Annotated in this window: 8 protein-coding genes; 5 read left to right on the top strand and 3 right to left on the bottom strand. The window is 61.8% G+C overall.

What is annotated here, in order from left to right:
• Positions 1 to 352: 352 nt before the first annotated feature.
• The 3 genes from AS25_RS01700 to AS25_RS01690 form a co-directional block, all read right to left on the bottom strand.
• Positions 353 to 1,600, bottom strand: coding sequence for an IS256 family transposase (locus tag AS25_RS01700; RefSeq protein ID WP_035960775.1), 1,248 nt, complete (start codon positions 1,598 to 1,600; stop codon positions 353 to 355).
• A gap of 252 nt (positions 1,601 to 1,852) precedes the next feature.
• Positions 1,853 to 4,459 (bottom strand): DEAD/DEAH box helicase, encoded by a 2,607-nt coding sequence (locus AS25_RS01695; protein ID WP_035960773.1) that lies wholly within the window; start codon positions 4,457 to 4,459, stop codon positions 1,853 to 1,855.
• 3 nt (positions 4,460 to 4,462) lie between these two features.
• On the bottom strand, positions 4,463 to 6,598 hold the full coding sequence (locus AS25_RS01690; protein WP_035960772.1) for a site-specific DNA-methyltransferase: 2,136 nt from the start codon (positions 6,596 to 6,598) through the stop codon (positions 4,463 to 4,465).
• Between the two features lie 131 nt (positions 6,599 to 6,729).
• On the opposite strand from AS25_RS01690, the gene AS25_RS14040 reads away from it, so the two are divergent.
• The 5 genes from AS25_RS14040 to AS25_RS01665 all read left to right on the top strand — a co-directional run bounded on the left by AS25_RS14040 (position 6,730) and on the right by AS25_RS01665 (position 12,185).
• Complete coding sequence (locus AS25_RS14040) at positions 6,730 to 6,858, top strand: Lsr2 family DNA-binding protein (RefSeq protein WP_084117944.1); 129 nt, start codon at positions 6,730 to 6,732, stop codon at positions 6,856 to 6,858.
• A gap of 845 nt (positions 6,859 to 7,703) precedes the next feature.
• Positions 7,704 to 9,380, top strand: coding sequence for a TnsB C-terminal domain-containing protein (locus tag AS25_RS01680; RefSeq protein WP_156960865.1), 1,677 nt, complete (start codon positions 7,704 to 7,706; stop codon positions 9,378 to 9,380).
• Positions 9,374 to 10,291 (top strand): TniB family NTP-binding protein, encoded by a 918-nt coding sequence (locus AS25_RS01675; RefSeq protein WP_035960767.1) that lies wholly within the window; start codon positions 9,374 to 9,376, stop codon positions 10,289 to 10,291. Before AS25_RS01680 ends, AS25_RS01675 begins: the two co-directional genes overlap by 7 nt.
• Entirely contained in the window at positions 10,288 to 11,442 is a 1,155-nt protein-coding gene (locus AS25_RS01670) for a TniQ family protein (RefSeq protein ID WP_052160619.1), read from the top strand. Before AS25_RS01675 ends, AS25_RS01670 begins: the two co-directional genes overlap by 4 nt.
• Before the next feature lie 125 nt (positions 11,443 to 11,567).
• The gene (locus tag AS25_RS01665; RefSeq protein WP_033098508.1) at positions 11,568 to 12,185 is read left to right on the top strand and encodes a recombinase family protein; all 618 of its coding nucleotides are present in this window, start codon (positions 11,568 to 11,570) and stop codon (positions 12,183 to 12,185) included.
• Positions 12,186 to 12,459 lie beyond the last annotated feature (274 nt).

Here is a 12,459-nt window from a genome sequence, read left to right as displayed (position 1 = left end):
GGACTGCCCACGGCGCACATCCTCTATCACGAGGTGTGTACCGGCTGGGCTGGCTCCGACGTGGAGCAAAACCCGTCACAGTAAGGCGGTTCCGCACCCCCTGGTTATGCACCAAATTTTGCTACACCCAGCACGGGCGAAACTGACCCCGAGGGCAGGCGCGGGGGGAGTGGTGCAAAAACGACCAATTACTCTCTTTCGTGGCTGCGACATGCGTAAGCCCCGGACGCGCAAAATGCCCGGGGCTTACTTCCGGGGTCACAGCGCCCCGGGCGGTGACGTTGACCCCGCCGCCGCACCACCGGTCAAGTCCCGGGCAGTGGTGTAACAGGGTGATCCTTCGCGGGTGGGTTCAGGCGGTGAGTGCGGGCATGGGTTCGTGTCCTGGCTCGGTGGGCGGGTCGGTGAGGATAGCGGCACGTGAGCGGGCGAGGACGTCGAGCCCGAGGTAGCGGCGTCCTTCGGCCCATTCATCGGTTTGCTCGGCCAGGACGGCGCCGACGAGGCGCACGATCGCGTCACGGTTGGGGAAGATTCCGACGGAGTCGGTGCGCCGACGGATTTCGCGGTTGAGGCGCTCGGTCGGGTTGTTCGACCAGATCTGGGTCCAGATCTCGTTCGGGAAGCTCGTGAACGCGAGCACGTCCGTGCGGGCTGTGTCGAGGCGTTCGTGCACGGCAGGCCACTTGTCATCGACGTAGTCCAGGAGGCGATCGTATTGAGCGTTGACCGCATCGGCGTCGGGTTGGTCGTAGACACTGTGCAGCATCGCTTTCACCGCTGGCCACACGCTCTTGGGCGTGACGTCCATCAGATTCGCGGCGTAATGGGTGCGGCATCGTTGCCAGCTCGCGCCGGGCAGGTTCGCGCTGATCGCTTCGCGCAGACCGGTGTGAGCGTCGCTGGTGACGAGCAAGACGCCGCTCAGGCCGCGGGCGACGAGGTCGGCGAAGAACTCGTTCCACGCTGACCCGGTTTCGCTCGTGGCCACGCGCAGGCCGAGCACTTCACGGTGGCCGTCATTGTTGACGCCGGTGGCGAGCAAGACGACGGTGTTGATCACGCGGCCTCCTTCACGCACTTTCATCGTGAGGGCGTCGGCGGTGACGAACGTGAACGGGCCTGCATCGTCGAGGGGGCGGTGGCGGAAGTCGTCGACGAGCTGGTCGAGGTCGGAGGCCATGCGGCTGACCTGGGACTTCGACAGCGCGTTGATGCCGAGGGTTTTCACCAGCTTGTCCATGCGGCGCGTGGACACGCCGGCGAGGTAGCAGTCAGCGACGACGATGATGAGTGCGGACTCGGCTCGTTTGCGTCGTTCCATGAGCCAGTCGGGGGAGTAGGTGCCTGAGCGCAGCTTCGGCACAGCGATGTCGAGGGTTCCGACACGGATGTCGAGGTCGCGGTGGCGGTAGCCGTTGCGGTGGGTCGTGCGTGTCGGGCTGGGCTGGCCCCACTCGGCGCCGATCACGGCGTCCGCGTCGGCGGACAGCAAAGCGTTGAGCATGGTTTGCAGCAACTGGCGCATCATGTCCGGGCTTGCTTCGGATAAGGCTTCGCCCAACACGCTGGCAGGGTCGACAATGTGAGGTGCGGTCATCGTGATGACTCCGTTCGAGGATTCTGTAGGAGGTTGACTCGAAGGATCACGCGGTGGCCGCGCCCATGTCCAAGGGGCCGGGGGCGCGGCGACCGGTGTTACACCACTATCAGAGACTCAACTCGAGCTAGTACCTCTGTCAGTACGAACAGCTTGTCGCCTTCGCTCAACTCCCGATAGGCCTGCACATCCTTGGGCGTGACGCGCCTCCACCGCGTATGCCGTTTCATCAGCTCTCGGCGGCGGCGGCGCTCAGCCTCGGTACTCAAAGGAACGCTGGCTGCTGAAAAGCGCTTCGACGGAGGTCGCCTGGGTGATCCCCTCCCTTACACGCGGGTCCTTGAGCTCAAGCACCCGCAGTGTCCCGTCGATCTTGGCAATCGAATCGATCCTGGCGTAGTGGTCTCCATATTGCTCGGCATAAGCCGCCAAGCCTCGCAGTTTGGGCAGTGCATCAGCGTAGTGGTGACCGTGCGGATCGACGATCGATGCCACAACTTGGCCGTTCGAAGCGCGATCGAACACGATGAAGTCCGGCCGCACGAGTGCCTGCCGTTCACCATCGGTGTAGACAGCGGCCAACGACTCGGGCTTGGCCACCCCGGGGTTGCGGTACCAGCAGATCAAGCTTTCTCGCCGCAGCTCCAGGTTTAGGACATCGGGCTCCCATGAACTCTTGAAGTCCTCGGGATAATCACCATCCGCAGGTACTAGCAGATGCTTCCGATACGTAGGTAGCTTCTTGCGTGTGGTCGTGTCGTCGCCCGTCTGCTCATAAGACGGCACCAGCCAGCGTTCTGGTTTCGCTAAGGACACAGCCTGGGCTGTCCGCGCTTGCTGTTTGATCTTGCGGTACTCCTCCTGCCGTGACGGCGACTGTCCAGCGATCGCCACACGGTGGTGGGTGAACCACTCATCGGCCAACTCCTCGGCCCGCCTGTTGAAGGCCTCGACTACAGCCGGTACCCGGGACATTGCCGCAATCCGGGCCTGCGCTTCGATCAGTGCCTCAACCTCATCGGCTTCCTCATCAGCGGCCACTTCATAAGCGGCCAGGTAGGATGCGTAGCTCATCGACACGGCTTTGCCGAACACGCGACAGGCGCGGCGGAATGCCTCCTCGATGACCGCCTCATCGGCTTCGGCGGTGTATGCGCCTGTTGACCGGGCACCGGTGGCTCGGTCCACGAACAGTTGGTTGCCCTCAACGGTCTTCACCTCGCGGAGGGACTCTTCAACCGCGGTGCGGTGCGTGGCCGCAGCGCCATCCAATGCGTGGTGCATCAGTTCGTGTGCTCGGTTTCCAGCGCCGGGCATGATCTTGTCGGCGGCTAGTTCGTGAGCCAGCGAAGTCAGGCGTTTCACAGGGTTGGTCACTGTCTTTGGCAGTGCCATCGACGGCAGGGACGTAAAGACATCCCAGACCTCTTGCTTGATGTGCTGCGAAGTCACCTCAATCGGGTCAATCAAGGCTCGCCGACCGGGCACCGGAGGCATGTTCTCGTCGCCGTAGGTTAGAGCGTCCGCGACTTCTCGTGTAGTGGTGGGAGCGAAGTGAGGCAGGAAGCAATGCACGCTGGAAAGCAGGTCATTGCCAGGAATGCGGCGAGCCAGCGGAGTACGAGCCATTCGCCCCAGCAACTGGGTGATGTGAGTCCGGTCCGAAGCAGGTCGAAAGGAGAGCATGACCTCCGCCCGCGGGCAATCCCAACCGGTGGAGATCGCGTCCTTGGCGATCAGCACTCGGCACCAATCGAGGTCCTGCACCTCTTCAGGGCTGACATAGGGGATTTCGTGGGAGCCGAAACGCTGGGTGGTGTGCTCACCAAGCACATGTGCGACGTTGGTTTCCGCAAGTGCTGGCCACTGCTGGAAAATCGTGTCTAAGGCTTGTCCGACATCGTCAGGATCAGGAGTATTGGGCAGCTGGAGAATCATCAACGGCTTGACGGTCTCTCCGTCGCTGTCGGTGCGGGCATACTCCGCCCAAGCCTCAGTCATCTCCCGCAAACGGTCCACGGCCCGGCGCAACAAAACTTGGTCGTAAGCCCCGACCTCGGCCGGGGAGTCGAGCACATACGTGTCCTTGAGAAGGCCTGAAGCCTGCACATCAACCGGGCTGACCTTCACCCGATCAACCACCAGGCGCTCATCCCAGGTCGCCAACGTCTCGTGCAACCGCTGCGGGGTGGCCGTGATACCCAAAATGATGGGTACCGGCGGGATCCTCGGCGCCACGCCCGGCTGACCGTTGATAATCCGTTGCACGATGGACTCGTGAGCCCGTTCGGCAGATTTGGACTGGCCCATCCCTTGGTGGGCTTCGTCGACGAACATGTAGAGGGTCCGGTCAAGGTCCTCGATCGTGTTCCGGATCGTGTCCCAGATTGTGTACTCACGCCCGTCAGGCATGCTCTCCAGAGGGAGAGCGGCTTGACGTTCCTCGAACCCCCGAACCAGCAGAGACGTGCGCGCGAACTTCTGGTGGTTGAGGAAGTAGACCTTGCCCGGATCGAATGTGCGCTGGTTGAAAGTCGTGGGAACCACCACCAGATCACTGAACGGAATCATGTCCGTGGCCTCCAGTAACCGGAAGCGGGACTGCTCGTTCAACGCCGGGTCGGAGGAGAACCACAGCACTGTCGCCTTAGGGTCGGCTTCAAAGTCGAGATCCTCATTGCCCGTGAATAGTGCCTCCAGTACAGCCGAGGCGATCACGGTTTTGCCGGAACCCATGGTGGCCGTGAGCGTGACTGCCTGAGGGCGACCGGATCCTTCGTAGTACATCCGCGCGTCGCGCAGTGCGGTTAGGAGTTCGGAAACAGCCTGGTCCTGGTAGTCCTTCAAGGTGAACCGCATGGCTCAGCCTCCGATCCTGATCTGGAAGTTTCGCAGGTACGACTCGTATAGGCGCACCGCCTCCACGCCGTCGGGCAGGCGCCGAACCACAGCTTGAAAGCGCCGTTCGTCGTCAGTAACGATGTAAACCACCCCAATGCCATCGCTGCCATCAACAGCCTCGATGAAGGGCGTAGACAGATCAAGGTCAACCAGCACGCCATACGCCTCTGCCAAGGCCCACCCTGCATCTGGCTCGGCGTCGATGCACTCCCCTCGGGCTCCGGCGCGCAACCACAGCAAGGGTGCGATCTGACGGAACGCCTTATGATGTGTCACTTCTGTACGAGTCTCATAGGTCAGCGCATAAAATCGTGCATTCTCCTCAATTCCCTGGGAAATAGGGAACTCGTCAGAGAATTTGTAGTCACCCTTTATTGGATCGCCTAGAGGGGTTTTACCTATAATCGCAGCCTCAATACGGGGCTTGGTGATGTAGTCACAGATACCCCACTGCTCCCACTCCTGGTCTCCAGGGCGCAGGCCAGATTTTCGAAGTGCCTTTTGCTCTTCTGCAGCTACCTCGTTGTTGGTCACAGAGATACACTGACGATGGCCACCATCCTGGCGATTCAGCCTCATGACGGCATGGGCGGTGGTGCCCGAGCCAGCGAAGAAATCTAAGACCGTGGCGTTCGGCTTGTCACCCACTGCCACACGAATGGCGTCCTCGACTACGTAGAGAGACTTGGGGAAAGGGAATGATCGACCGGGCAGCAAAGCGCGAACCAAAGCACTGCCATGCCAGCCGGCATGGTGAGACGGGCGATTCCACACAGTTTTGGGGACGACGGTTCGACCCATCACATCGGTAGCAGGCTCTACCAATACTGAGCCAGAGCCATCACGTCCGGTCACACGAAATTCGCCAGTCTCAATTTTTTTCAATGCAGTCTTACCCAAGTACCAAACGGTGCCACGTCCCTCCTCTGGCCGGATGGCGCCCATGCGCACGTATCCCTGACTGATGAGAGCTCTCAAATAATTAGGAGAAGCGCGCCAACGTCCTTCTGAGCCGTCGCTCTTCAGCGGCCAAACAGCAACTGCTCCCGGGGGCACCTCCCATTCGTCCCTACTCGCGCCAATGGTCTTGGCCTCGCCAATTTCGATGATTCCATTGGTTTCAGGGTCTACAAATATCGGAAAGAATAGGGTGGGTCGATCAGCCCTGCCAGAATTTGTTCCGCTCCGCAACAATGAACTCCATCGCACCGTGTCTGGGTTGTGAGATGTTTTTTCATTAAGCAAGTCATCCGAGCCTGGAACCGGCTGTGCGGCGCCAAAGAACAGCATAAATGCATACTCGTCAACACGGGCCAACTCACTATTTCGGGCTTGGCCCGGGGCGTTGATGACCACAGTTACTAGCTGTGCTCGGGCTTCAGGGAAAACCTGCTCCAGCAGAAGCCCTAGACGATGTACTTCCTTTTCGTCAATTGTAACAATAAGAACTGAATCTGCAGGATTTAAAAGCTGTTTGGCGATTAGTAGGCGGCGCTCCATGAAGGCCAGCCATTTGGAATGCCGATAGAGGTCATCGCCTTCGACATAGTCGTTATTGTACTTCCAGTCTTTGGCGCCGGTGTTGTATGGAGGGTCAATGTAGATGGCATCAACCTTGCCTTTATGTGTGTACGTCAACGCCTCAAGTACATGGTAGTTTTCTCCATTAATAATTGTGTGGAAAGGCTTGTCTTGGCCGCGCTCCACTCCTCCAGTGGGAGTCAAACCTGGATAAATAAAGTCTCGGAATACCGCCACGACTACAAGGTCATCGACGTTCACCACTCGAGTCTCGGGGTCGTTGGCATCGTGTTGGATGAGATGCGCCACGCGGCCACCGTCAACACGCTCGATTCGCTGAACTACCCAAAGAGTCTTATCCCCTGGCGTGAGGCTGCCACGCGGGGGCAAAATCCGGACTTTCTCTCCCCTGCGCACCTTGCGCCCTGGAATCTCTGTGCTTTCAGGATGGTGCCGTTCAAAGTTCAAGCCGAACGCGCGACGCGACGACAGCGCCTTATACTCACGCTCCAGATCGGCGGCGAGCTGCGCATCTTTCCGCTCTACTTGGCGCAGCAGATCGGTCAGCTTGGACATAGGGCAAAGACTCCACATCAGATGGGGGGCGTTGACCCCCGGGGTAGGGGCCAAGCAGGACCGCTCTGATCCGGACGAACTCACTGTTCGGGCGCTGAATCCTGCCCTTGTCAACATACCGGTGGACGGGGATGCGACCTGCATCGATTCGAGCCTGGGCCAAGAGGTGTGGCTATCAGGTCTCCAGTCGCGACCGCATTCACCAGCACATCAAGGACGCCTACCGGGTCACCACAGTCTCCGTAGCCATCCAACCCTAAATGCGGTGTGACCCATTCCTTGCTTTGCTCCGCCGTCCCCGCTTTTGTGCCTGGCGCTGTCCCACCCGGTGGTTCACAACCACAGCGTCCCCGACCTCGTAGGTTATGAGGGCTCCTGCACGCCGCACTGCTGGACGAGTTGATGGCTGGCGCTGGCAGGTCTTCCGGGGCCCGGCGTGCCGGGCGGACAATTGATCCCGCACCTGATTCAAAGGCTCAGGTGTGCCGAATCTACTCATGACCACCCCCTGTGCCAGCAGCGCATGCCCAGGCGTGGTTACACGACCGGAGGGCTCCCTGTGGAAGACTGGACCATCGCCCGGGCCCAGGCGCGGATGATGCGCACGGCCATCACATGCGCCGGCGTGGGCATACGCGACCTCTGGCGTGAGTATCACCTGCTGGGCGGAACCATCGACGGCCTGGAGGTTGATGTATATCTGCACCATGCCCTGTACCTGACCCGTGGGGACCGCGACCAATTGGTGCGGGCGGCCCGGCGTCTAGTTCCAGGAGCCCGAATCCCCTACACCCGTGACTTGCGTCCCGATGAGTGGCTGCCTGACCCCTGACGAGCAGAGCAAGGTTCAGCCAACTGCGCCCGAGTGGCAGGCCAAGTCCTTGCACGGCTTATTTGCGGTGTGGAGGTTGAACGTCTCGCATCCCATGAGTTGCGAGACGTCTCATGACGTCTCGGGCCGGCTGTCATTTTCCGAAGTCGCCTGCACATCCGGCCCCGTGTTCTCGGGGCTTGTGCAGTCGGCTGTTGAACGCTGGCCGTTCAGTAGTCGTGTGCACTAAAGTCGTTTTTGCTCAATAGTCCTGTTCTCAAAGGAGAGGCAGGGATGGACGAAGAACCATACGGGATCCCGTCGCCGGGGCATTTAACGATGTCGGATGCTCAGTGGGAGCAAACTCGGTTGCGTGCTGAAGTGATCGGCAATCTCGCCGAGCGTGACCATGTTGGGGTGGCTGCTGCCGATGAAGCCGCCGTCGAGCTGGGAATCTCTCGCCGACAGGTGTACGTGCTGTTGGAACGCTACCGTCAGGGCTCTGGTCTGGTGACCGATCTCGCCAGCCGACGGTCCGACGGTGGCAGGGGTGGTAATCGGCTGTCGGAGCCGGTCGAGCAGGTCATTCGCGAGCTTGTCCGCACACGGTACTTGACGCGACAGAAGCGAAGCATCGCTTCGCTGCACCGCGAGATCGCCCGAGTCTGTGCTGTGCGGGGGTTGCCGGTGCCGGCGCGGAACACGGTCGAGACGCGAATCGCACGGATGAATCCGATAGCAGTCGGTCGGCGACGAGAAGGGCCCGACAGTGTGCGGCCCTTGCAGTCGGCCGGTGATGACGTCCCAGCGATCGGATCCATCTTGGACCAGGTACAGATCGATCACACCGTCATTGATCTGATCGTCGTCGATGAGCGGGAACGGAAGCCTGTCGGCCGCCCATATCTGACGTTGGCGATCGATGTGTGCAGTCGCTGTCTCGTGGGCATGGTCGTGACTTTGGAGCCGCCCTCGGCGGTGTCTGTGGGCTTATGCCTAGCTCACGCAACCGGTGATAAACGGCCCCGGCTGGAACGACTCGGGATCGAAGCAGACTGGCCGATGAGCGGGAAGCCGAAGGCGTTGTTCGTCGATAACGCCGCCGAGTTCAAGAGCGAGGCACTCACCCGTGGGTGTGAGCAGCACGGCATCGCACTGGACTACCGGCCGCTGGGCCAGCCGCATTACGGCGGGATCGTAGAACGCGTCATCGGCACGGCAATGCGCGAGATCCACGAGCTGCCAGGCACGACGTTCTCGGACCCAGGTGAGCGTGGCCGGTATGACTCCGAGAAAATGGCTGCACTGACTCTTGCCGAACTGGAGAAGTGGCTGAGCCTGGCAGTGGCTGCGTACCACGGCACCGTCCACAGCACGCTGGGCCTGACTCCGGCTGGGCGCTGGGCTGAGGGTGTCCTCGCGGACGGCTCTCCTGTGGTCACGGAGAATCCGACAGCGTTCTTGGTGGATTTCCTGCCGGTGATCCGGCGGAAGCTGACGCGTACCGGATTCGTCATCGATCACGTGCGTTATTTCGCCAACGTGCTCAAGCCCTGGATCGCGCGTCGCGAGAGTCTCGAACAGTTCATCATCCGCCGAGACCCGCGCGACATCAGCCGAATATGGGTGCTGGACCCTGAGGGCGAGGAATACCTAGAGGTGCCCTATCGGACGTTGTCGAATCCTGCTGTCAGCGTGTGGGAGCACCGGCAGGCGCTGGCACGACTGCGTGAACGCGGTGCCGCCGAAGTCGACGAGGTCGCGTTGTTTCGGATGATCGAACAGATGCGTCACATCTCTGAGACCGCCGAGAAGACCACCAAGCGGACCCGCCGGGAAGCTGAACGCCGTAATCACGCGGGAACCACGAGAAAGGCGTCTCCCGCGCCGACACCGGCTCCGCCGGCGACTGCGCCGGAACCGGGCGCGATGCGGCCTGCGGCCCGCTTCGAGGAGATTGAACAATGGTGACAGTCGACGAGGACCAGCCACCGGATCTGTCGCATCTGCATCCATCTGCACAGTCGACGGCGCGGCTGCCAGCTGCCGAGCGGGTCCACAGGATTCGAGCCGACCGCTGGATCGGCTACCCGAAAGCCGTCGAGGCTGTCGGGCGGTTGGAAACGCTGCTCGGGTGGCCACGGAAGCAACGCATGCCCAACCTGCTGCTGGTGGGGCCGACGAATAACGGCAAGTCCATGATCATCGAGAGATTCCGTCGACAGCACCTGCCCACGACTGAGTTGGATCGGGAACACATCCCGGTGCTGTGCGTTCAGATGCCCTCGGAGCCGTCCCCGTTGCGGTTCTATACAGCAATCCTCGCAGCCCTCGGCGCGCCGCTACGGCCGCGCCCTCGTGTGATCGAGCTCGAGCGCCTCGCACTCTCCCTACTGCGCGAGGTCGGTGTGCAGATGCTGGTGATCGATGAGCTGCACAATGTGCTTGCTGGACGTGGTGACGTCCGTCGAGAGTTCTTGAACCTCTTGCGATTCCTTGGCAACGAGCTGCGCATCCCGCTCGTGGGAGTCGGCACCCGTGAGGCATACCTGGCGATACGCTCGGACGACCAACTGGAGAATCGGTTCGAGCCGTTCGTGCTGCCTGTCTGGAAGGCAGGCGAGGACGCCCGGTCGCTGTTGGCCAGCTTCGCGGCGGCCTTCCCATTGCGGCGGCCCTCCCGCATCGAGACCGACGACATGACGCAGTACTTGCTCGCCCGCAGTGAAGGAACGATCGGTGAGCTTGCGCACCTGCTGACCGCGGTCGCGGTCGCGGCCGTCGAGTCCGGCGCTGAGACGATCAACCACCGGACGCTGACGATGGCCGACTACGTTGGCCCCACAGAGCGGCGGCGATTGTTTGAACGCGAGCTGATGTGACCGCCCGCTGGCCGATCCATCCGCGGCCGATTCCGGGTGAAGCCCTCACCTCATGGCTGCACCGGATCGCCGACGGGTATGGGATCACCGTCGATGATCTTGCATTCGATATCGGCTACTCCCTCGACCGCGATACGGATCTCGACCTGGCCCCACCGGAGGGGTTGATCGAGCAACTAGCGATCCAAACCGGAGTCAGCTCCGATCGGATTCACGGCATGAGCATCAGCGGGTACACCCCGTGGCTCTTGGACGACGTCGAGCCTGGCCCCGACGCGTTCAGCACCTACATCCGGCAATTGACCGTTCTCTTGCCCGAGAGGAACCGTCGTCGCCGGACGGTGAGCTCGTGGCGAGCATGGGTCCCGACCGCCGCTGTCCGACACCACCGAACCTGCCCACAATGTGTGCGAGATTCCACGTCTCCTCACCCCTACCTCGTGGTGTGGTCGCTGCCACTGATGCTCTCCTACCCCGTCCACCACTGCTGGCTTGAGCACCACGACGGTCCGCCCGGCCATTACTACGCATGGCGCGACCCATCGAGCGCCCCCGAACCGCAGAGAGCCTCGCTGGCGATCCGGCGCATGGACGACCGGACGTGGCAAGCCCTGACAGCCGGAGTAGTCGACCTTCCACGGCATCGCATCCACGCCGGCACGTGGTTCCGGCTGCTGCGCACTGTGGTCGATGAGCTTGGTGCAACCATGAGCGAGTGCGGTGCCGCGCAGCGGCTGACGCGCGAGGTGTGGCAGCGCGCGGGATATCCCGTGCGAGCCGGTCAAGCGATGTGGCGGCCCTTTGAAGCGCAGACCCTGCAGAGGCAGACGCGGACCCTCGAAGCCGCAGCCATCGCAATGCGCGTGCTCGAGAACGGTCACCTGACGGGTCTGGGCCGCGATGCCGCATTGTTCCTCCCGGCACCCGACACCTCTCTTGATCCTGGCAAGCCACTGGTAACAACAGGATGCCCGAAATCCCTTAACGAAGCCCTGCACGACGCCGTCGAGGATGCCAAGCAGAACCCGGACAGCGCACGCCAGCTATTCAATCTCATGACGCTCTACCGCAGCGACGACGACGAGCACGTCCACCGAGTTCGGAACGATTTCGCCGAACTTGGCATCCCTCTCGAATTTCTGTCACATTAACTGCTTTTAGCGGGGTCTGCACGACATAGAATAAGTAACGGGTAAAGTGACAAATTTTATGTGGCGGCGATACTTCGGTTCTCATGTCACGTAAACGATCGAATAAATGACAGTGGAGGTGCACGGTGCTGGTCGGGTACATGCGAGTGTCCAAGGCCGATGGGTCCCAGGCCACGGACCTGCAGCGCGATGCGCTGCTCGCCGCCGGTGTGGATCCCGAGGCCCTGTATGAGGACAAGGCCTCCGGCAAGACCGACGACCGACCCCACTTGGCTGCCTGCCTGAAAGCCCTCCGGGCGGGGGACACCCTGCTGGTGTGGAAACTCGACCGGCTCGGTCGGGATCTGCGCCACCTGGTCAACATCGTGCACGACCTCACCGAGCGGGGCGTGGGGCTGAAGGTGCTCACCGGGCAGGGCGCGGCCATCGACACCACTACCGCCTCAGGCAAGTTGGTGTTCGGGATCTTCGCGGCCCTGGCCGAGTTCGAACGCGAGCTGATCTCCGAACGCACCAAGGCCGGCCTGGCATCGGCCCGCGCCCGTGGCCGCAAGGGCGGCAGGCCCTACAAGGTGACCCCCGCGAAGCTCCGCCTGGCCATGGCCTCGATGGGCAAGAAGGACACCAACGTCAGCGCGCTGTGCAAGGAATTAGGCATCACCCGCCAGACGCTCTACCGCCACGTCTCACCCACCGGTGAACTCCGCGAGGCAGGTAACAAGGTGCTGGCCCAACGCCAATGACCACCGCGGAACGCAGGCGAGAGACCTGTCTACGCGTGCCCCGTATGGCGCCCCGTCGCGGAAAGGGCCACCGGACGGGTCCTATGGGATGCTCCACGAGGCGTGCTTGCGTGTGAGCAGGTCAGCGGCGGGTGTTCCCGAGTGGGGTTCCCCTTACGGGCATGCGATCTGGGCTGACGCCTGTGACCGAGTGTTCAGTGCGCGCTGTATAGTTCAGTGCATGCTGACTATTGCTTCGCGTCTCGACGTGATGAACCGCCTGGGTCGTGCACTG

Origin of the sequence: Kocuria marina (genome assembly GCF_000786655.1) — a bacterium.
GTDB classification, from domain to species: Bacteria; Actinomycetota; Actinomycetes; order Actinomycetales; family Micrococcaceae; genus Kocuria; species Kocuria marina_A.
The sequence above is the reverse complement of the archived record's forward strand: the minus strand, read 5'-3'. Positions and strand labels throughout refer to the sequence as shown.